We start from the raw sequence: 20,481 nt of genomic DNA, 5'->3' as shown, positions 1-20,481 counted from the left end.
GAACCCAGAAAAAATAACAGTCATTATTTCATTTATTTCAGGATCTACTAAAAAGATGTTGAAACAAGTTCCGCATGACAAAGAAAGGTCTGGATTCCCGCCTCCGCGGGAATGACATATTACTGCTTTTGTTGAGCTATGCAACCCCACTTATTTCTATTGTTAAACCTTCTTGCTTAAACTAATTGAAATGTAACAAATTAACTTAACTATTTTGCTAATTATCGGAGCTAAAAAAGCTTGTTCGCTATCATGAATTATAGCAGTATTTTTATGAGCAATTTCATCAGCTTGAAATTGAATTATATTATCTAGTAACTCTGTATCTATACCCTTTAAATAATCTATCTGTTTTTGATAATGCTCTTCTATTACTTCCTCTACCGCTTGAGTTATAAGCATAGCGGTTTTAGGACCTAATATAGCCGAACCGGCTCCTAGCAGATAGCCAAAATGATGCCAGAATAATATTAAAATTGTTGGTCTGATTTGTCGTTTTAATAACTCATCGGAAAAATAATTTAAATGTATCTCTTCTTGTGCAAGCATTTCTTTTATTAAAGCGTGATCATTTGAGGATTTTATATATTTTAATTGTCCTTGGTAAATTCTTTTTGCGCCGTATTCTCCGGCATGATTAACCCTAATGATTTCTTGTATACTCAAATCATTTGAGTATAGTTCGGTATAAGTGTCAGAAAAATCAGGTCTGGGCATATCAAGAATTACAAATTTGTTGATATAAATCAAAGCTGGCGGGTCTTAACTTAAAATCTACTTCTGCCTGCTGTAATTTTGCTAACGTGTTTAGACAACCATGTAAATTAATTTGATTGGCAGTTTGTTTGAAATCATTAATATATTGATAAAAAATCGGCGGTGAAAGCGATTTTATTGCTAAATCAAGTTTTTCACCGTTTGCTACTTTCGACAAAACTATGTACAAATTTAAATAATACCTGATTAACGCCCTAATTATAAGTACTTCATTAATATTCTGCTTTTTTAGTATCGCAAGTTCGTGCAAAAATTTTTCATAGTCTTTTTTAGCAAAATAAATAGCTAAATCGTTACCATTAGCCATAATTTCACTGCTAATTACAGCTTTTACGTCTTCTAAAGTGATTTCTTGTTTATCAAAAGCAAAATTTACCAGTTTGGTAATTTCATTACAAATTAATCCGTGATCGCCCCTTAGATGAGTTTTTAGATAAATAAGCGCTTCTCGTTTGATAGTTTTAGCTGCTTTATTAAGCTCATTTAATATTAACTTTTCAATCTTCTGCTCATCATCATGATAACAAGCAATAGCAGCTAGTTGCTGTTCAGTTTCAAAAAATTTCTTAATGCTAGAGCTAGAGGCAATCTCATCGCCGATAAATACCGGTAAATGAAAGTAATCACCGTTAAGCATTATTTTTAAATTTTTATCGATAGAGTTTGTTACTGATCTTATTTTAACCAATTCTTTTTGACCAAAAAAATTCCGCGAATTAAGCAACATCTCAAGAGAGGCAACATTAAGATTCGTATATTCCATAGAAGTCTGCACCATGGAGAATTTCTTAACTAATGCTTTACAAATTTTATTTATATAACCCTTATCAGGCCCATAAAGCAGGATAGCTTTAATTTTACCTATCTGGACTAGTTCCAGTAACTGATTGACCTGTGAAAGATATAGTTTCATGAAGCTTGTTTATTTTTAGCAAAATATAAAATTAATCTAGTACGGATTTCCTCAGCTGCTTGACGCGCTAGTTCTATTTGCGTTTCTTCTCTTTCAATATCAGAAGCGTAAGGCGAAAAAATTGTATTATATGAAGTAGTTTGATAAAATTTTTCAGAAGTTAAAATTTTATTAGTCTTAATATCAATTAATTGATAGCTAACTGATTGATTTATTGATTCTCTTAAAATATTAGAATTCTTTGCAATAGTAGCCGGCATACTTACATTAACAAATTGCGTTTTTAATAAATACTCCGCTTTTGCCTTTTGCGGTAAAATACTAACAAGACGATGATAAAACTCTGCGCCGTCAACTGACCTTACTGGCTCAACGTTAATGGCGTTTAATTCATTATGCGAGGATAAATAATTATAATATTTTTCACTATATACCGGCTTTAAAGTACAGGAACTCAAAAAAAATATTATAATTATAATGCTTGATAAAAAATACATGAATTTTAATAAACAAATTGGTTCTTATGTTATTGCATGGCTTGAATTTTTAGTGTCATTCCTGTGAAAGCATTACCTGAGTGGACAAAAACGGTGCTAACTCTGTCATGGCTCAATTCTATACTGTCATTGCGAGCGAAGCGAAGCAATCCAGCTGTTACTTTCTAGATTGCCACGTCGAGACTATGTCTCTCCTCACAATAACGAGTAATAGTATAATTAATATCAGCTTCTTATAATCAGTCTACTATAATTTTTTATTTCCTACTTTTTGAAAGTGTTTAACTATATATTTCGCCTAATAAATATTGCTCTATTTCCTTTATATCTGCATCAGAATTAGCTAGTCTTTCCACTGCCTCATTATATGAGTCTGAATCTAAATATTTAAACATCGCTGGATTTTTTATTTCATAAAGCGGGTTTGTTTCTCTAACTATAGTTACTTCATTTTCTGAATGAGATAATTTCCTTAATTTATTATTTGAAGTTTTGTTCGCTGAAACTTTTTGTTTTTGTAAACTTATCATTATTTTCCTCAATATTTGTTAAAATTTTCTTATTTTTCTTATTCTGCATAATCAGGGATTATGTTATGATCACCCGCTAAGCTCTCGTGCTAGGTAGAAGATTGATTTATGAAATCTTTGACATACCCTTGCAACATCGTCTGGATATCTTCTGCTTCAAGCAGGTTATCCGTAAGTATATTTTTACCAAACCCATGAATTTGACCGTAATGCCAAGGCGTATTACTCCATCCATCCTCTGCATTAATTAATGCCGGATTAGCTTCAAGCAGTATTTTGAATATTTCCAGATCTGCTACCCCTAGCACTGCAGAATGTAATACTGTGAGACCGTTATAAATTACTACATTAATTAATTCAGGTTTTAGTTCCAGAATCTTTTTAACGCTTTCTTTTGCACCGCATTCAGCTGCTACGTGTAAAATATAAGGATGCGTTTTGAAAAGGAGTTCTATTAAATCCTTTTCATCTTCATTAATTAACTTGCAAAAATATTCTAGAATAAAAATGTTTTGCTCATCGTTTAATGTTTTACTTGCCGGTTTTTTAAATAGTTCCTCATCTTCTGAACTTGAAGAACTTAAAGGTTCTTCATTTTTTGAATTTATAAAATGAGTGAGGTCTAAGGGCGGGATGGATACGTTTGATTGTTTGTTCATTTTTCTCCTTAAATTTTAATGACCGAGGTATTTAAAATTTAGGAGATTCTTAAGTAAAGCAAAATACTATTATGATTAATACAGTTGAATTTCTTATTTCAAAGTTGTTAATTTGACGCAGTTATGTTCTTTAACTTATAAATTATCTCTAATGCTTCTTTAGGGGATAGTTGGTCGGGATTAATGCTATTTACTTCTTCCTCTAATTTACTTATAGAAATTTCTTCTTTAGGGGAGGGGGCTAAAGTGAATAGGCTTAAATTATTTGATTCGGTAGATAAGATATTTTTACCTTTGCTAGCTGCCGTTTTTTCGAATTTAGCTAAAATTTGGTTAGCTCTATTGATAACGCTTGCAGGTAACCCGGCAATAGCCGCTACATGAATGCCGTATGATTTATCGGCGGCACCTTCTATAATATTATGTAAAAATAAAACATCTTTTCCCGATTCTTCAATAGCAATGGTATAATTTTTTAAAGCCGGTAAAAAATTATCCATAATAGTTAGCTCGTGATAATGCGTTGCAAAAAGGCAGCGGCATTTTAATTTGTCATGGATATGCTCAAGCACTGACCAGGCAATAGAGACGCCGTCGTAAGTTGAGGTGCCTCTACCTACTTCATCGAGTATAATCAAAGAATTCTTAGTTGATTGCGCAAGAATCGCCGAGGTTTCAAGCATCTCTGCCATAAAAGTTGATTGCCCTCTAAGTAAATCGTCTGCTGCACCTATTCTACTAAATATTTTATCTACAACGCCTATTTTGGCGCTTGTTGCTGGTACAAAACAACCTATTTGAGCTATTATGGTAATGATAGCATTTTGCCGCAGAAAAGTACTTTTACCTGCCATGTTTGGGCCGGTAATTAACCAGATTCGTTTATCTTCTGACAGTTGACAATTGTTACTTACAAAATTCCTGCTATCACGAAGCAATGCCTGTTCTATTACAGGGTGACGTCCTTTAATAATTTCAAAGCTTTGATCTTCGGTAAATTCCGGTTTAACGTAATTATATTCGTCGGCAATATGTGCAAAATTACAAAATACGTCAAGACCGCTTAGCGAGCCGGCAAGCATTCGTAAAAATACGGTTTTATCAACTATCTGCCGACAAATATCAGCATATAATTCCTGTTCCAAATTAATCGCTAAACTTCTGGCGTTTACTAACTCGCTCTCAAGTCTCTGTAAGTCAACGGTAGTGTAGCGAACACTATTAGCCGTAGTTTGTCGGTGAATAAATTTCCTATCTATTATTTTATTAATATTTTTGGTAGTAATATCAATAAAAAGCCCAATAACGTTATTATGAGATATTTTAAGGCTGTCTATTCCCGTTTCACGGCGATATTGCTCTTTTAATTTTTCTATATGTAATTTGCCGTTATTAATTAAATCATGTAATTCTTTTACTCTTGGATGATATTCGGGTTTTATTATACCACCGTCATTTAAGTTATTTGGAGCGTCTTCTTTAATTGCGCTATCTATTAAGTCATATAATTCTTCATCGCCTGCTAAAGCTTTAGTGATTTTTTCAATAAAGGGTGGCAGCTCAAGGCCATATCGACTAAAAAATATACCTTTAATTTGCAAAGCTGCATCTAGCGTATATTTAATATTTAGCAAATCACGCCCAGAACTACGATTCATGGTAATTCGTGTTAAACAACGCTCTACATCGCCGGTTTTTTTTAGTATTTCCCTAATCCCGCTAGTTATGTCTAAGTTAGAATAGAAAAATTCTGTAATATTAAGACGATGATTTATTTTAGTAATATTAGTTAAGGGGCTAGATAGAAAATTATATAGTAAACGGCTCCCAGGCTTGGTAATTGTATGATTAAGGGTGCTAAGTAAGCTACCTTTGATGTTACCAGATAAGTTAGCAACAATTTCAAGGTTACGCCTCGTTGCGAAATCAATTGTCATATGCTCCGATAAATTGACAATTTTCGGCAGCGGCAAATGCGGTATATGTTCTTTTTGTGTTAAGCTTAGATATTCTAAAATACTACCGATACTACTCACTTGTTGATCGGATATTTCACCGATAGCTTTAACATCTTTAATTTTATAAAAATCTAGAATAATTTTTTGACATTTATTAAAGGCAAAAAAACTATCTACGTGGTAAGTAATTCGAAGACCAAGTTGCTTAGATATATTGTTTGCAAGTTCTGAGGATCTTAAATTTTCGCTAAGTAAAATTTCTTTCGGTTTAAGCCGTGCCAGTTCATTTAGCACTTCATCGAAAGCAATGTTAATTATGAAAATTTGTGAAATGGAAAGATCAATATAGCAAATTGCTGCTAAATCCCTATTTTTATGTAAGGCAAGGCTAGCTAGATAATTTGGCTCGCTCGCTGAAATTAAAGATTCTTCGATAATTGTGCCAGGTGTAATAATACGAGTGACATTTCTACTCACTACCGCTTTATAACCGTCACGCTTTTTAGCTTCTTCCGGTGTTTCTAGCTGATCGCAAATAGCAACTTTATAATTTTCTTCAATTAATTTTGTTAAATATGTTTCAAGCGCATGATGAGGCACTCCGCACATCGGTATATCTTCCTCACCGTTCTTACCTCTTTTAGTTAAGGCAATACCAAGGATGCCACTTGCTAGAATTGCATCGTCGTAAAACATTTCATAAAAATCACCCATTCTAAATAACAATAAACAATCCAAATGAGCAAATTTAATATCTAAATATTGTTGAATCATTTTGGTTGCAACATCGTAATTATATTTTTGCTTAAAATCCTGAATGTTCATTTTGTCTTTATTTTATTTTTGATAACCGCACGCTATGCCTGCCGCCTTCAAATTTAGTAGCTAAAAAACTATCTATTATCTCATAAATTATTTTAGAGTCCAATATCTTAGCTCCTAGAATTAATATATTAGCATCATTATGAGCTCGTGCACTTTTTGCCGTAAATACGTCAAAGCAAAGAGCTGCTCTTATTTCTGAATTTCTATTAGCAGCAATTGACATCCCAATTCCGGTATCGCCAATTAAAATGCCGAGCGGTGCCAGTTTCTCGATAATACCGTCTACAGCTTTTTTTGCATAATCAGGGTAATCTACTCTTTCAGTATCATTAGTACCGCAATCATAAACAGTTAAAGATTTTTTTTGCAAATAACTAATAATATTGCTTTTTAATTGGTAACCGGAGTGATCGCTAGCTATTATAATATTGTAAGTTTTCATAATTAATGTTTTTTATGGAAAATAATGATAAAAATTATATACTATGCTTAATTCATTGCCTAATAATAAATTTCGGTAAATATATGATATCTCGGGTTATGTTGCTTTTTTTTACAGCGATTCTGGTTGCTAGTTGTGTTGATCAACCTGCTGCGCCTATTGAATATGGCGGAGGAACGAATACATCTAACAATATGGTAAATACTGCTAAGTCGACTAATGGGTTAGAGCAGGATGAAGGCATAATAGTCAGGAGGGATATCGAGGATGATATACAGGAAAAGACTGCTGGAATCTTGAAAGAAGAGCAGGAGAGCTCGGAAGAATCAGATGATATAATTACAGTGCCTGCAAAGGATGATAATAAAGTAATTTATCATGAAGTGCAAGAAGATGAGACATTAGAATCTATCGCTAGAGATTACGACCAAAATGTTAAAGCATTGGCAAGCCTTAATGACTTAAGTTATCCTTATCAGTTAGATGAATCTCAAATCATTAAAATTAAAGTTAGTAATGAGCTATTAAATAAAAAGAATAGAGAAAATGCCTGCCAGGTAAATAGTGATTTTATTAAACCGGTAGACGGCAAAATCATTACTAATTTTGGTGAGGAAACGCAGCACGGTAAAAATAAAGGAATAAATATTGCGGCAAAAGAAGGTAGTATAGTTAAGTCTATAACCGCTGGTACGGTAGTATATTCAGGCTATGATAAACAATTTGGTAATTTAACTATAGTAAAATTAGATTCTAGCGACTTATACGCAGCGTATGCTCATTTGAAAAGTACAGAGCTTAAAAAGGGTGATGTAGTTGCTAAAGGGGATGTAATAGGTCATGTAGGGCATACGGGCAATGCTAAGGCAGCGCAATTGCATTTTGCAATTCGTAAAGGTAAAATTGCCGTTGATCCTGCTACATATGTACCATTAAACTAATGACGGAACAATTTTTTACTCTGGATAAATACGGTAATCCTGAAAAGATAGAAATAAGAAAAAGTCAAAAAGCTAAAAATATAAGTATAAGAATTACTCATAAAGGTGCGGAATTGGTTTTACCTTTTGGAGCAAATCCCGAAAATGGTTATAAATTTTTAATAACTAAAGAATATTGGATTAGGCAAAAATTACGAACAAGATTAACTTTAGTTGAAGCTGATAATAATAAAATTCCTATTTTAGGCAAAATTTATAAAGTGGTTTATACTCTGTCAAATGATCATGCGGTAAAATTAGATGATGATACGATAAAGTTATATAGTACTGATAACTTGCGAAAAATAACTTTACAAATTTTTCTTAAAAAGAAATTATTAGAGGAAATTACTAAACTAGTAGATGTAATAGCCGGTAAACATAAGTTAGCTTATGAGAGCCTTAGAATTATGGACAATATGACTAGATGGGGAAGCTGCTCAAGCAAAGGCAATCTTGCTTTTAATTGGCGAATAGTTTTTGCTCCTTACGAGGTTTTGCAATATTTAGTTGTCCATGAGATGTGCCATTTGAAAGAAATGAATCACGGTAAAAATTTTTGGCGATTAGTGGCGAAGATTTATCCGGAATATCCGCTCGCAAGATTGTGGTTAAAGAATAACGGCAGAAATTTGTATAATTATTTGAAATGATTTAGAGGATAAAATGAGTCAAACTACCCTAACTAAAAGAGCAGTTGTTTCTTCTCTAGAAGAAATATTATATGAACCTATCAAAGTTTTAGATCACGGTTTTATTAGAGTTATCGATTATATGGGTGATGATAGTGCTGTTGTGCAAGCAGCTCGCGTGTCATATGGTAAGGGAACAAAACAGACTAATCAAGATAAGGGGCTCATTAATTATTTAATGCGTCATCATCATACCACGCCGTTTGAGATGTGCGATATTAAATTCCATATAAAATTACCTATTTTTGTTGCAAGGCAATGGATACGTCACCGAACTGCCAGTATAAATGAATACTCAGCTAGATATTCAATTTTAGGCAATGAGTTTTATTTACCGGAAAGAGAAAATATTTCAGTGCAATCCAAAATTAACAAGCAAGGAAGAGATGAAGAAAATAGCGTACCGAAAGAGCTAGCCGATAAAGTATTATTATTGCTGGAACAGGATGCGAGGAATTGCTATAGTCACTATACTGAAATGCTAAATGCCGATGAGGACGGAAATATATTAGACGAAAATACTATCGGTATTACTAGAGAGCTCGCGCGAATGAGTTTAACCCTAAATTTTTACACGGAATGGTATTGGAAAATTAATTTACATAATTTATTACATTTTTTAAGATTACGTGCTGATTTTCATGCGCAATATGAAATAAGAGTATATGCCGAGAAAATGCTTAATATCGTAAAAGCTTGGGTGCCTTTTACTTACGATGCCTTCAATGAACACCGGTTAGAAGGAAAAAGCATTTCTAAAAAAGGACTTGGTGCAATAAAAAGAATGATTAACGGCGAAAACGTCACGCATGAAACTAGCGAAATGACTAAAAGAGAGTGGGAAGAGTTGAAAGGTATTTTGGGGCTAGAATAAAGTTAGGAATGGTAGTTTTAGTAAGAATCTAATAACAGATAATGAGTTATAGCACTAATGTTCCAAGAGAGAGAAGGTAAATTTGAAGCTGTAATAATTCCAAAGAAGCTGAGTAGGATAGAGGGGATCAGAAGATTCTATCCTTATATGCAAAGGGAATGAGCTTATCAGCTATTAAGATGCAATTGCAAGAATTGTAGGGAGCGGAGATAAGTGAGAGCGTAATCAGTAAAATTACGGATAACGTAATTGATGAAGTAAGGATATGGCAGAGTCGTCCTTTAGAATGAGTATATGCGAAGTATTTTTTGATTGTTTAGTATTAAAAGTAAGGCAAGATAAGCGTATTATTAATAAAGCGATATACGTCTAATGCTAACCCATTTACGATATGAGATATGTTTTTAAAAAAATAAAAGATAATGTAGAAATTGCACCTAATTCAATACATTTTACTATATACCAATAATGCGATCGAATCGGTAAATAGTCAGTTGCGTAAAGTTACAAAAAACAAAAGAGTTTTTCCAAACGAGGCGAGGACGCAGTATTTAAGATTTTATTCTTAACGATTGATAATATGACTAGAAAATGGACAATGCCAATTCAAAATTGGAATATTGCCATGGCTCATTTTATGATCAAATTTGAGGGGAGAATTTAAGGGCTATTCTGGAATTTACACAAATCCTAGGACAGAGCCGGGAAGAATTTAGAGCCTTCTACAGAAATTTACACAATTAAATGGAAACGACTCGCTATTCATCCTGAATTTGATAAATTATATAATCTAATGTAGTTTTAAGTGCTTGTTCATAAGCGAGGAGATCATGTTCGGTACAATTATTTTGCTTTACTGCTTCGTATATTTTTCTTAGCAAAATACTACTATTGCTAATTTGAAAAAATTTTCTTTCATTTTCTTGCTTGTATTGTCGATGTGCTGCGTTACCGATTTCTGCGTGCTCATGCATTTTGGGTGTGCGTATTTGCACCTCTACCCTTCGTTTACAGGGATTAATTTCAATTACAGTATGTAAAGATTGATAACCATTTTCTTTAGGATACTCGATAAAGTTTTTACTTTTTTGTAAATCAACATTATAAAGTTTATGAATAATATCACGAGTTTTATAACAGGTTTTTTTATCGGCTACTATAGCTCGGAATGCAATAATATCGGTTAATTGTTCTAAAGTGGTTCCTTTTCTTATTATTTTTCTTAAAATAGATTCAGGTTCTTTAATTCTGCCAGATATCTCTGCCTTCACTCCATTTTTTAATAAATCTTCACGAAGAAGGCAAGCAATAATATCAATCAAATATACCCCCTAACCAATTATTTTTAGTTGTTAAACAATTATTATTTTACAAGGTTAGTTGAAATAAACTTTACAAATTTAATTTTTTAAAATTATACAACCATAATTGGTTGAATTTAACTTATCTAAAAGTTGAGAAACCGATAAATAATATCTTTAAAATTAATTTTTTCAACTATTTATTTTAAAAAATTCAGAAATTAATACTAGTTGTATGTATCTATTATCAACAACACCTAAAATTATTTCTCCCCTTTTTCTAAATTTCCTTTATAATATTTCCGATTGTAAAATTTAAAAAAACAAAAGAAATATGAGCATAATTTATGAATTACTACACAAAATTAGAAAATGAATTTTTAAAAATTTCACATATTAATAATGCGTTGAGTATACTTTATTGGGATATAGCAACTAATATGCCGATCGGAGCGGCCGAAAGCCGTACTAATGAAATAGTGACTTTAACCTCGTTAATACATTCTAGGCTAAAATCCAATGAGCTACGTGATTTAGTCGGTCAAGCTAAAGAAGAAATAAAAGAGCTAAATGATTGGCAAATGGCAAATGTTAGAGAAATAGAGAGGAATATATTAGATGCAAATTGCATTGATGATAAATTGCAGGAGAAAATTGTTGCCGCAACTACCGAATGTGAATTAGTATGGCGACAAGCGCGAGCAAATAATGACTATAATCAGTTTAAGCCTCATTTGCAAAAAGTACTAAATTATACGAAAGAACTAGCTAAAGCCCGAGCTAGCGTATTTAATTGCGGAATGTATGACGCTTTAATCGATATGTATGATCCAAATAGAAAAAGTGCCGAGATTAGAGAAATTTATAAATCCTTAAAGAAAAATATTCCGGAATTAATCAATAAAGTTGTAGAAAAGCAAAAAAGCGAAGAATTAATAGTAAGTAGTAATAAAGTAAGTGCGGATATACAAAAAACTATAGGAAAGCGTATTATGGAAATAATGCAGCTTGATCTTACTAAAGCGCGTCTTGATGAATCGGTGCATCCTTTTTGCGGAGGTACTTCAAATGATGTAAGGCTAACAACAAGATATGACGAGAATAATTTTATTTCTGGATTAATGGGGATTATTCATGAAACAGGGCATGCTTTATATGAACAAAATTTACCGAATTTATATAAAAATCAACCGGTAGGAAAAGCAAAAGGAATGGCTTTCCATGAAAGCCAATCGTTATTTATGGAAATGCAGGTAGCAAGGTCAAAAGAATTTATAGAATTTTTGGCTAAACTTTTAAAAGATGAATTTGCTTTTAAAGAAGCTGAATATTCCGCTGATAATCTTTATAAAAAAGTTACAAGGGTTAAACCGGATTTTATAAGAGTTGATGCCGATGAAATAACTTATCCAATGCATGTAATATTAAGATTTGAGCTTGAGGAGTTACTTATTGAAGGTGATTTAAATCTTGATGAACTGCCGAGCTACTGGGATGCTAAAATGCAAGGATATTTAAATATTAAACCTGAAACTTTTAGCAAGGGCTGTATGCAGGATATTCATTGGTCACATGGAAGTTTTGGCTATTTTCCTGCTTATACTAACGGTGCAATTATTGCTTCGATGCTAATGAAAAAAGCACAGGAAACTCACGGTGAGATTAAACAAGATATTTTAAAAGGCGAATTTAACAATTTAAATAACTTTTTAAATAATAATATTAGAAATTTCGGTTCATTAAAAAATTCTAATGATTTGTTAAAAGATGCTACCGGTGAGGATAAAATTAATCCTGATATATATATAAAATATTTGGAGAGGAAATATTTATAACGTTGTCATACCGTAGGAGGTATTGTTGCATGGATCGAAAAAAACTGAGCAATGCAACGATAGTCAAATCATGGCATAACGTATTTAAAACTAAATAAAAAAATAAAAAGGAAAAATTTCAGAAATATGACATCATTAAAATATAAACGGGTTTTACTTAAAGTTTCAGGCGAGGCTTTAATGGGCGATAAACAATTCGGTCATGAATATAACGTAATAAGAAAAATTGCCGAAGATATAAAAGAGGTTATTGATTTAGGAGCAGAAGTCGCTATTGTAGTTGGCGGCGGAAATATTTACCGTGGTATTAATGCGGCATTAGTAGGTATGGAGCGAGCTTCGGCCGATTATATCGGCATGCTTGCGACTGTAATCAATGCCTTAACCTTGCAGAATATCATGGAGAGCCTAAATATATATACTAGAGTGCTGTCGGCAATTCCTATGATGAGCGTATGTGAGCCTTATATTCGTCGTAAAGCTAAAAAACATATGGAAAAAAAACGAGTGGTAATTTTTGCCGGCGGTACCGGTAATCCGTTTTGTACGACCGATAGTGCAGCGGTGCTGCGAGCAATTGAAATGAACTGCGATATTTTAATGAAAGCCACGCAGGTTGATGGGGTATATGACTCTGATCCGAAAAAAAATCCAACAGCTAAAAAATATTCTACTATTAGCTATAAAGATGTTATAACTAATAATTTACAAGTTATGGATATGGCTGCCATTGCAGTTGCTAGAGAAAATAAATTACCTATAAAAGTATTTTCTATAAAAGAAAAAGGAAATTTTGCTAAAGTAATGCAAGGCAAAGGTGAGTATACGATAATTGAGGAGGTATAATACGTATGTCATTCCCGCGCAGGCGGGAATCCAGAAAAAAATTAAAAAGTTATCCTGAATTTATTTCAGGATATTTTTAATGGATGAGGCAAGCTTGTTCAGCATGGCAATAAAAACCTGGATTCCCGTTTTCACGGGAATGACATAGAGCGTGCTTTATTTATCTCTGCAACAATATCAAAATTAAATGATGGATAAAATATTATGGACAAAGCAACTTTGAAGAAAGATTTACAAGAAAGAATGGAAAAGGCTTTAAAGGTTCTAGATCATGAACTTAAAGGCTTACGTACCGGTAGAGCATCGGTTAATTTACTCGATAGCGTAGTAGTGGAAGCTTATGGCGATAGGATGCCGTTAACTCAAGTATCAAGTTTATCTACACCTGATGCAAGGACGATCACCGTACAGGTTTGGGATAAAGAAATGGTAAAGTCTGTAGAGAAAGCAATTACCGAAGCTAATCTTGGTTTAACTCCTGCAGCTGATGGCCAGTTAGTTAGGTTAGCTATTCCAAGTTTAACGGAAGAACGCCGCAAAGAACTTGCAAAACTTGCTCATAAATATGGAGAAAATACTAAAATTTCTTTGCGTAATATCAGAAGAGACGGCAATGAAGAACTTAAAAAGCTTGAGAAAGATAATATTATTGCGAAAGATGAGCATCATAATTTATCTGAAGAAGTGCAGAAATTAACCGATGAATTTAGCAATAAGGTAGATTCTGCAGTGAAACAAAAAGAGCAAGAAATATTGACTGTTTAGATCGTTTGAGATTGTCGACCAATAAAAATATAATATGTTTATGAGTAAAATTACCCCTAAAATAGATATTGCTTTTAAGAAAATCTTTGGCGTTGAAGAAAATAAGGATTTACTTATCTCGCTGATTAACTCGATAGTCTCAGAAGAAGATCTGGTTACAGATATAACATTACTTAACCCGTATAATCCTGCTAATTTTCGTAACGATAAGTTATCTATTCTTGACATAAAAGCTGAAGGGCATGATGGTAAGAGACTTAACATTGAAATCCAAATAACCAATGATGCAGAGTATGACAAAAGAGCGCTGTATTATTGGGCAAAGCTTTATACAGAACAATTAAAAACCGGTAGTGATTATTCTAAACTTTCAAAGGCTATAGGTATCCATATCCTGAATTTTACAAGCGTTCCAGGAACAGATAAATATCATAATGTTTTTCATATTAGGGAAAAAGATAGTGGTATTAAATATTTTAAAGATTTAGAGCTACATACTTTAGAACTTAAGAAATTCTCACCAAATTATGAGGAAGAGCTATCAGATATAGTAGTAAAAGTAAAAAATTCATTGGATAGGTGGTTAACTTTTTTAACTCGAAATGATTTATTAAATAAAAATAATTTACCAGAAGAGTTAAACGATATCCATATTAAAAAAGCGTTAAATGTCCTGGATATAATGAATTTTAGTGATGAAGAGCGAGAAGCTTATGAAGACCATTTAAAATGGTTGATGACTGAAGCCAGTGCTCTTAATACAGTAAGAGAGGAAGGAAGAGTAGAAGGAAGAGTAGAAGGGATAGCAATAGGTGAAGCCAAGGTAAGAGAAGAAAAGATTACTTTAGCTAAAAAAATGTTGGTGAAAAATAAATCTTTAGATGAAATCATTGAATTTACGGGTTTAACTGAAGAAGAAATTAAAAATATAAAGTAAAAACTCATATATTGCTAAAAAATAAAAACAAGAGTGATTAATGATTACACAAGAACAAGTAAAAAAAGTAGCGAAGCTAGCAAGGTTAAAATTTGAAGAAGAGAAAGTAATAAGCTTTTCAAATCAGCTTAGTGAGATTATGGCTATGATTGATGTTTTAAATGAAATAGATTGTGAAGAGGCTAAGCCTTTAACCTCGGTTTGTGATATGACCTCTAGAACTAGAAAAGATGAGGTAACTTCCTCCGATCTTTCGGAAAGGTTGTTTGATAATGTTCCGGGTAGCCAAGCCGATATGGCTAAAGAAGTAAAATATTTTATTGTCCCAAAAGTTGTTGAATAAATTATGTCAGAATTAAATAAATTAAATGTATCAGATAGCATAAAAGGTTTGAAAAACAAGGATTTTACAAGCACAGAACTAGTGAATGCACATATTAACCAAATAGAGAAGCATAAAAATCTTAATGCTTATGTAACAGAAACTTTTGATATAGCTTTACAAAGTGCAAAAATTGCTGATCAAAATTATGCTCAAAATAAAGCGAGAGCGCTTGAAGGTATTCCGATTGCCGTAAAGGATTTATTTTGTACTAAAGGCGTGCGGACTACGGCTTGCTCTAAAATACTGGGTAATTTTATACCTAATTATGAATCCACCGTTACACAAAATATTTTTGATAAAGGCGGAGTCATGCTAGGTAAAACTAATATGGATGAGTTTGCTATGGGTTCGGCAAACATCACTAGCTGTTTCGGTAATGTAATTAGCCCCTGGAAAGCAAGTGATAACAATAGCGACTTAGTTCCCGGAGGCTCTTCGGGAGGTTCGGCTGCAGCGGTTAGCGGCTTTATGGCAAGTGCGGCGCTTGGAAGCGATACGGGCGGCTCTGTGCGTCAGCCGGCAAGCTTTACTGGACTTGTGGGCTTTAAGCCTACTTATGGGCGTTGTTCAAGATACGGGATGATATCGTTTGCTAGCTCTCTAGATCAAGCCGGGATATTTACTAGAAGCGTTTTAGACAGTAGCATTATGCTTGAAGCAATGATGGGATTTGATGAAAAAGATTCTACTTCCGTTAATGCACAAGTACCGCATTTACAATCAGCTGTCGGTAGTTCTATAAAAGGTATGAAAATAGGTGTACCTTTAAGTTTAGGCGAAGACTCCATCATTGAACCCGATATTATGAAAATGTGGCAGAGTTCTATAGAGCTACTTAAAAATGCTGGAGCTGAGATAGTCGATATTACCTTGCCGCATGCTAAATACGGTGTTGCAGTTTATTACGTGATAGCACCGGCTGAAGCTTCTTCAAATTTATCTAGATACGACGGTGTTAGATACGGCATGCGAGTAGAGCGTGAAAATATGACACTTGATGAAATGTATGAAATGACGAGAACAGCCGGTTTTGGCGATGAAGTAAAACGTCGTATTATGATCGGAACATATGTACTTTCCTCTAGCTTTATGGATGCATATTATTTAAAAGCTCAAAAAGTACGCCGCTTAGTTGCTAATGATTTTAATAATGCTTTTACTAAAGTAGATACTATCTTATTGCCGTCTACTCCGAGCGAAGCGTTTAAAATCGGTGAAAAACAAAATGACCCGACTATTATGTATTTAAATGATCTATTTACTATCCCTGCAAGTTTAGCCGGTTTGCCTTGCGTATCAGTCCCGGCTAGCTTATCGGCACGAGGTTTACCGCTAGGTATGCAGGTTATAGGCAAACAATTAGATGAATATAATGTTTTAAAAGTAGCCTCGGCTATTGAGGTAGGTGTTAAACATATTAAATTTAAGCCAAAAGGTTTTTAATTATGGCATATATTGAAGGTAACACGGGAAAGTGGGAGTACGTAATCGGTCTTGAAATTCATGCTCAAATTTCCTCAAAATCTAAGCTTTTTTCAGGAAGCAGTACGACATTTGCAGCAAGTCCTAACTCCCAAGTTTCTTATGTCGATGCGGCGATGCCTGGAATGCTCCCGGTATTAAATGAACATTGCGTGCATCAAGCGATTAAAACGGGACTAGGGCTTAAAGCTAAAATAAATAAATATTCAGTTTTTGATCGCAAAAATTATTTTTATGCTGATCTTCCGCAAGGTTATCAAATCTCACAATTTTATTATCCTATAGTACAAGATGGTACTATGGAAATACCGACAAATACGGGTGAGCTTAAAACTATTCGCATTAACCGTTTACATTTAGAACAAGATGCTGGTAAGTCAATGCATGATCAATCGCCTTATTATAGTTTTATTGACCTAAATCGTGCAGGGATCGGTTTAATGGAGATTGTAACCGAGCCAGATATATCATCACCTGAAGAGGCTGCCGAATTCGTTAAAAAGCTTAGAAGCTTGCTGCGTTATATCGGTAGCTGCGACGGCGATATGGAAAAGGGATCAATGCGCTGTGATGCTAATATATCGGTAAGACGCACGGGCGAACCGCTGGGGACAAGGTGCGAAATTAAAAATATTAATTCAATTCGTAATATTATCAAAGCTATTGAATTTGAAGCAGCAAGGCAAGTGAAGCTAATCGAAGGCGGTAAGACGGTAATTCAAGAGACACGCTTGTTTAATGCTGATAGCGGTGAGACAAGAACGATGCGGCTAAAAGAAGAATCAGAAGATTATAGGTATTTTCCTGACCCTGACTTGCTACCAGTCATTGTGTCCGATGAATTGATAAATACACTAAAAGCTGATTTGCCTGAGCTTCCGGATCAGAAAATAGAAAAATATATAAGTAAGTTTGGTTTAAGCAAATATGATGCCGAAGTAATCGTTGCCGATGAATTAATTGCTAACTACTTTGAGGTAGCTGCTAATTTATGTAATCCTAAAATACTGGCTAACTGGCTCACTAGTGAGTTATTTGGGCAGTTAAACAAAGCGTCGATTAATATAGATGAATGTAAAATTACGCCTGAAAATTTTGCTAAATTAATTAAGTTAATAGAAGATGACGTTATTTCCGGAAAAATTGCTAAAACAGTTTTTGAAATTATGTTTGAAAACGGCAAAGCAGCAGACAAAATTGTAGAAGAGCAGGGCTTAGTACAAGTATCGGATGCAAATATACTTACTGCAATAATTGATAAAATATTGGCTGAGAATGTTGATTCAGTAGAAGCTTATAGAGGCGGTAAAGATAAATTACTCGGTTTCTTTGTCGGGCAAGTAATGAAAGAAACAGCTGGCAAAGCAAATCCGGCAGTGGTAAACAAGCTTTTGAAAGAAAAATTGCAGGGGTAGTTTGTTACACGTATGGTGTCATACCGTGGCTTGATCCAGACGAACGTTGTTATATGATTCTTAAAAAGCCCCAGATAGTCATGCCCGCGCGGGTGTTGTTGCGTGGATAGGTAAAAGCACCATCGGTGTCATTCCCGTGAAAACGGGAATCCAGAAAAAAATAGTCATCCTGAATTTATTTCAGGATCTACTACAAGGGATGCTGAACCAAGTTCAGCATGACAAAGTAAAGGCTAGATTTCTCACCTAGAGCAGGAATGACATATAAGGTCAGGTAATAACATTAACCTTTACTTAACTTGTTGAACAGATGGTTTACATAAAACTCTTCCCAAGCAAAGGAATGAGTATAAACCGCATAGACCTATAATAATATATAATATTCTAGTAACGCTAGACATTGCACCAAATAAGTATGTTACTAAATTAAAATCGAATATACCGATAAGTCCCCAATTTATTGCTCCTATTGAAGATAATAAACTTGCTACGGTAGTGACAGGATTACTGGAAGTATTTATTAACATCTTTAACCTCTATAATTAAATAATTAGCATTAGAATTAAATTATTATTTACAACTAAAGTCTATCTAATTTTTAATAAACTGCAAATTATTTGTTATAGGTTGCATAATTTGTTAATAAAAGTGATAATAATATAAAAACGTAAAAGTATTTTCATGAAAGTAAAACCAGTAATTATAGGGATAGCGGGAACTGACTTAACCTTGCAAGAAAAGGAGTTATTTACTCAACATCGTCCTTTAGGGGTAATTTTATTTAGACGTAATATTGCCACAAATGATGAAAATGGAAAAAAGATTCAAGATAAGCAGCAGCTTATTGAGCTTATTGCTAGTATAAAAGAAGTGCTAGGTGAGCAGTGTATAATCGCCATTGATCAGGAAGGAGGTAGAGTTAAAAAGCTTATTGCTCCTACTTTTAAATCCGCTCCTAGTGCTAAGACATTTGCCGATATAGCTGAACAAGAAGGGTTAGAGATCGCTACTAGAAAATGTAAACAAAATTATAAAGAAATAGCCGAAGAGCTTAAAAAATTAGGCTTTAATTTAAATTTTGCTCCGGTAGCTGATGTAAGACATGAAGGAGCACATGATATTGTCGGAGACAGGAGTTTTGGCTCTAACCCCGATAATGTAATCCGTTTGTGTCAGGCAGCGCTTGAAGGCCTGGCTGAAGGAGGTATAAGAGGTTGTATCAAGCATATCCCTGGGCATGGGCGTGCTACGGCAGATAGCCATTTAACACTACCAACTGTAGAAGCTTCGTTAGAAGAGCTGAAAAAAACAGACTTTGCTGTTTTTAAGGAATTGGCTAAATTCCCGGCTAGCAAACTTGCTATGACGGCGCATATAATATATAAATCGCTCGATCCTGATAATCCTGCTACCTTATCAAAAAAAGTCATTGATTATATCAAGAACGATATAGCCTTTAAAGGCTTGATTATTTCCGATGCGATAGATATGAAAGCATTATTGGGCAAGCCGGCAGATATTACTGCAGGATGTTTTGCCGCCGGGATTGATATAGTGCTGGAATGCACTGGTAATATTGACAATATGACTGCTATTCTTGCAACCGCTCCCTTAGGCAAGATAAAAGATTTTTCTGATCTATTTATTGGTTAGTAAATCGTCATTGCAAGAAGAGTAAGTTTGCTAGTCACCCATCATTGCAAGAAGACGTTGTTGCCTAGAGCAGAATTGTTATAAAGCGTTCAATATCATACCGTGGCTTGACCACGGTATCTAGTCTTTTTTTAAGGTTTCTTCAGGATGTCGTGATCAATCTATGGCATGACACTATGCAGTAACCTTAATACGATAATATGATCCACGCGAGTAATACCTTGCGAAGAGGGGCGCAACAAACCTAGACTTCTTCCCATCATTGCTAGGAGCCGCTAGGCGAACGCGGCAATCTAAAAATATAGCTATAAATTAGATTGCCACGCTCCTTTTAGTCGCTCGCAATGACGATTTTAATATCCACGTGGGCAATGTTGCCACAGAATGACAGTTCCCTAAATCTCTTCAATTTCTCTTTAAAAATAATTAATAGTAAATAATTATCAAATAATTAAACAAATATATTGAAAACATTTTAAATTAATATTAATCTGTTTTTTAATTTTTGGTTAAAGAATTAATTTTACCCATCGTACTTAGTAGCGTAGAAGGGTGGCCATATTGTAAAATATATAATGATTTTAAATAACGGCTACTTTCAATTGCAACTACCAAAAGGTGAGTTTTTTAACAGTAAATATTATCGGTAACAGTTATAGTTTCAAGCATTAAGGTAAAATGTTAATGTTTGAAGCTATATAAAAATATCTCATAT

General features: G+C 33.8%; 20 protein-coding genes and 1 pseudogene. 12 read left to right on the top strand and 9 right to left on the bottom strand.

Annotated elements, in window-relative coordinates; translation table 11 throughout:
- Window positions 1-162: 162 nt before the first annotated feature.
- From OTR29_RS03235 to rpiB, 7 genes are all read right to left on the bottom strand, one after another.
- A complete protein-coding gene (locus OTR29_RS03235; RefSeq protein ID WP_422229228.1) occupies window positions 163-717 on the bottom strand; it encodes a demethoxyubiquinone hydroxylase family protein in 555 nt (184 codons plus the stop codon).
- A 1-nt stretch (window position 718) separates the two neighbouring features.
- Window positions 719-1,690: a DNA polymerase III subunit delta gene (gene holA / locus OTR29_RS03230; protein WP_422229227.1), complete on the bottom strand. Its 972-nt coding sequence runs from the start codon at window positions 1,688-1,690 to the stop codon at window positions 719-721.
- The gene (gene lptE, locus OTR29_RS03225; protein WP_422229226.1) at window positions 1,687-2,187 is read right to left on the bottom strand and encodes an LPS assembly lipoprotein LptE; all 501 of its coding nucleotides are present in this window, start codon (window positions 2,185-2,187) and stop codon (window positions 1,687-1,689) included. The genes holA and lptE overlap by 4 nt, the downstream gene beginning before the upstream one ends.
- A 281-nt stretch (window positions 2,188-2,468) precedes the next feature.
- Complete coding sequence (locus tag OTR29_RS03220; RefSeq protein WP_422229225.1) at window positions 2,469-2,717, bottom strand: hypothetical protein; 249 nt, start codon at window positions 2,715-2,717, stop codon at window positions 2,469-2,471.
- An 89-nt stretch (window positions 2,718-2,806) separates the two neighbouring features.
- Window positions 2,807-3,376 (bottom strand): hypothetical protein, encoded by a 570-nt coding sequence (locus OTR29_RS03215; RefSeq protein ID WP_422229224.1) that lies wholly within the window; start codon window positions 3,374-3,376, stop codon window positions 2,807-2,809.
- A 107-nt stretch (window positions 3,377-3,483) separates the two neighbouring features.
- The gene (mutS, locus tag OTR29_RS03210) at window positions 3,484-6,159 is read right to left on the bottom strand and encodes a DNA mismatch repair protein MutS (RefSeq protein ID WP_422229223.1); all 2,676 of its coding nucleotides are present in this window, start codon (window positions 6,157-6,159) and stop codon (window positions 3,484-3,486) included.
- Window positions 6,160-6,166: 7 nt separating this feature from the next.
- Window positions 6,167-6,601 (bottom strand): ribose 5-phosphate isomerase B, encoded by a 435-nt coding sequence (gene rpiB, locus OTR29_RS03205; protein WP_422229222.1) that lies wholly within the window; start codon window positions 6,599-6,601, stop codon window positions 6,167-6,169.
- Between the two features lie 83 nt (window positions 6,602-6,684).
- Here rpiB and OTR29_RS03200 point away from each other — a divergent pair, with 83 nt between their 5' ends.
- The 4 genes and pseudogenes from OTR29_RS03200 to OTR29_RS03185 form a co-directional block, all read left to right on the top strand.
- Window positions 6,685-7,542 (top strand): M23 family metallopeptidase, encoded by an 858-nt coding sequence (locus tag OTR29_RS03200; RefSeq protein WP_422229221.1) that lies wholly within the window; start codon window positions 6,685-6,687, stop codon window positions 7,540-7,542.
- On the top strand, window positions 7,542-8,234 hold the full coding sequence (locus OTR29_RS03195; protein ID WP_422229220.1) for a M48 family metallopeptidase: 693 nt from the start codon (window positions 7,542-7,544) through the stop codon (window positions 8,232-8,234). Before OTR29_RS03200 ends, OTR29_RS03195 begins: the two co-directional genes overlap by 1 nt.
- Window positions 8,235-8,247: 13 nt before the next feature.
- A complete protein-coding gene (gene thyX, locus OTR29_RS03190) occupies window positions 8,248-9,147 on the top strand; it encodes an FAD-dependent thymidylate synthase (protein WP_422229219.1) in 900 nt (299 codons plus the stop codon).
- 4 nt (window positions 9,148-9,151) lie between these two features.
- Window positions 9,152-9,811: pseudogene (locus tag OTR29_RS03185) on the top strand (transposase); the annotation flags it as partial.
- A 94-nt stretch (window positions 9,812-9,905) separates the two neighbouring features.
- Here OTR29_RS03185 and OTR29_RS03180 read toward each other — a convergent pair.
- Complete coding sequence (locus OTR29_RS03180) at window positions 9,906-10,469, bottom strand: nucleotidyltransferase family protein (protein ID WP_422229218.1); 564 nt, start codon at window positions 10,467-10,469, stop codon at window positions 9,906-9,908.
- A gap of 326 nt (window positions 10,470-10,795) precedes the next feature.
- Between OTR29_RS03180 and OTR29_RS03175 the strand changes: the two genes are divergently transcribed.
- The 7 genes from OTR29_RS03175 to gatB all read left to right on the top strand — a co-directional run bounded on the left by OTR29_RS03175 (window position 10,796) and on the right by gatB (window position 18,113).
- On the top strand, window positions 10,796-12,283 hold the full coding sequence (locus OTR29_RS03175; RefSeq protein WP_422229217.1) for a carboxypeptidase M32: 1,488 nt from the start codon (window positions 10,796-10,798) through the stop codon (window positions 12,281-12,283).
- Between the two features lie 126 nt (window positions 12,284-12,409).
- Window positions 12,410-13,129 carry a UMP kinase gene (pyrH, locus tag OTR29_RS03170; RefSeq protein ID WP_422229216.1) on the top strand — a complete coding sequence of 240 codons (720 nt, stop codon included), beginning with the start codon at window positions 12,410-12,412 and terminating at the stop codon, window positions 13,127-13,129.
- A 204-nt stretch (window positions 13,130-13,333) separates the two neighbouring features.
- Entirely contained in the window at window positions 13,334-13,894 is a 561-nt protein-coding gene (gene frr, locus OTR29_RS03165) for a ribosome recycling factor (RefSeq protein ID WP_422229215.1), read from the top strand.
- Window positions 13,895-13,934: 40 nt separating this feature from the next.
- Window positions 13,935-14,831, top strand: a complete 897-nt coding sequence (locus OTR29_RS03160) for an Rpn family recombination-promoting nuclease/putative transposase (RefSeq protein ID WP_422229214.1) — start codon at window positions 13,935-13,937, stop codon at window positions 14,829-14,831.
- A gap of 40 nt (window positions 14,832-14,871) precedes the next feature.
- The gene (gatC, locus tag OTR29_RS03155) at window positions 14,872-15,174 is read left to right on the top strand and encodes an Asp-tRNA(Asn)/Glu-tRNA(Gln) amidotransferase subunit GatC (protein ID WP_422229213.1); all 303 of its coding nucleotides are present in this window, start codon (window positions 14,872-14,874) and stop codon (window positions 15,172-15,174) included.
- 3 nt (window positions 15,175-15,177) lie between these two features.
- Complete coding sequence (gene gatA / locus OTR29_RS03150) at window positions 15,178-16,659, top strand: Asp-tRNA(Asn)/Glu-tRNA(Gln) amidotransferase subunit GatA (RefSeq protein WP_422229212.1); 1,482 nt, start codon at window positions 15,178-15,180, stop codon at window positions 16,657-16,659.
- Window positions 16,660-16,661: 2 nt separating this feature from the next.
- Window positions 16,662-18,113 (top strand): Asp-tRNA(Asn)/Glu-tRNA(Gln) amidotransferase subunit GatB, encoded by a 1,452-nt coding sequence (gene gatB, locus OTR29_RS03145; protein ID WP_422229211.1) that lies wholly within the window; start codon window positions 16,662-16,664, stop codon window positions 18,111-18,113.
- Between the two features lie 290 nt (window positions 18,114-18,403).
- Here gatB and OTR29_RS03140 read toward each other — a convergent pair whose 3' ends face one another.
- The gene (locus OTR29_RS03140; RefSeq protein ID WP_422229210.1) at window positions 18,404-18,640 is read right to left on the bottom strand and encodes a DUF378 domain-containing protein; all 237 of its coding nucleotides are present in this window, start codon (window positions 18,638-18,640) and stop codon (window positions 18,404-18,406) included.
- Window positions 18,641-18,794: 154 nt separating this feature from the next.
- Between OTR29_RS03140 and nagZ the strand changes: the two genes are divergently transcribed.
- Window positions 18,795-19,766, top strand: a complete 972-nt coding sequence (gene nagZ / locus OTR29_RS03135; protein ID WP_422229209.1) for a beta-N-acetylhexosaminidase — start codon at window positions 18,795-18,797, stop codon at window positions 19,764-19,766.
- Window positions 19,767-20,481 lie beyond the last annotated feature (715 nt).

The sequence above is a fragment of the Rickettsia endosymbiont of Halotydeus destructor genome (assembly GCF_049278075.1).
Taxonomy (GTDB): Bacteria; Pseudomonadota; Alphaproteobacteria; order Rickettsiales; family Rickettsiaceae; genus Rickettsia.
Note: the sequence above shows the minus strand (reverse complement) of the source record. Positions and strands in the feature narration are given on the sequence as shown.

Coding starts and splice junctions, on each gene's coding strand:
- OTR29_RS03235 (WP_422229228.1), bottom strand. CDS start 717: ATGCCCAGACCTGATTTTTCTGACACTTATACCGAACTATACTCAAAT.
- holA (WP_422229227.1), bottom strand. CDS start 1,690: ATGAAACTATATCTTTCACAGGTCAATCAGTTACTGGAACTAGTCCAG.
- lptE (WP_422229226.1), bottom strand. CDS start 2,187: ATGTATTTTTTATCAAGCATTATAATTATAATATTTTTTTTGAGTTCC.
- OTR29_RS03220 (WP_422229225.1), bottom strand. CDS start 2,717: ATGATAAGTTTACAAAAACAAAAAGTTTCAGCGAACAAAACTTCAAAT.
- OTR29_RS03215 (WP_422229224.1), bottom strand. CDS start 3,376: ATGAACAAACAATCAAACGTATCCATCCCGCCCTTAGACCTCACTCAT.
- mutS (WP_422229223.1), bottom strand. CDS start 6,159: ATGAACATTCAGGATTTTAAGCAAAAATATAATTACGATGTTGCAACC.
- rpiB (WP_422229222.1), bottom strand. CDS start 6,601: ATGAAAACTTACAATATTATAATAGCTAGCGATCACTCCGGTTACCAA.
- OTR29_RS03200 (WP_422229221.1), top strand. CDS start 6,685: ATGATATCTCGGGTTATGTTGCTTTTTTTTACAGCGATTCTGGTTGCT.
- OTR29_RS03195 (WP_422229220.1), top strand. CDS start 7,542: ATGACGGAACAATTTTTTACTCTGGATAAATACGGTAATCCTGAAAAG.
- thyX (WP_422229219.1), top strand. CDS start 8,248: ATGAGTCAAACTACCCTAACTAAAAGAGCAGTTGTTTCTTCTCTAGAA.
- OTR29_RS03175 (WP_422229217.1), top strand. CDS start 10,796: ATGAATTACTACACAAAATTAGAAAATGAATTTTTAAAAATTTCACAT.
- pyrH (WP_422229216.1), top strand. CDS start 12,410: ATGACATCATTAAAATATAAACGGGTTTTACTTAAAGTTTCAGGCGAG.
- frr (WP_422229215.1), top strand. CDS start 13,334: ATGGACAAAGCAACTTTGAAGAAAGATTTACAAGAAAGAATGGAAAAG.
- OTR29_RS03160 (WP_422229214.1), top strand. CDS start 13,935: ATGAGTAAAATTACCCCTAAAATAGATATTGCTTTTAAGAAAATCTTT.
- gatC (WP_422229213.1), top strand. CDS start 14,872: ATGATTACACAAGAACAAGTAAAAAAAGTAGCGAAGCTAGCAAGGTTA.
- gatA (WP_422229212.1), top strand. CDS start 15,178: ATGTCAGAATTAAATAAATTAAATGTATCAGATAGCATAAAAGGTTTG.
- gatB (WP_422229211.1), top strand. CDS start 16,662: ATGGCATATATTGAAGGTAACACGGGAAAGTGGGAGTACGTAATCGGT.
- OTR29_RS03140 (WP_422229210.1), bottom strand. CDS start 18,640: ATGTTAATAAATACTTCCAGTAATCCTGTCACTACCGTAGCAAGTTTA.
- nagZ (WP_422229209.1), top strand. CDS start 18,795: ATGAAAGTAAAACCAGTAATTATAGGGATAGCGGGAACTGACTTAACC.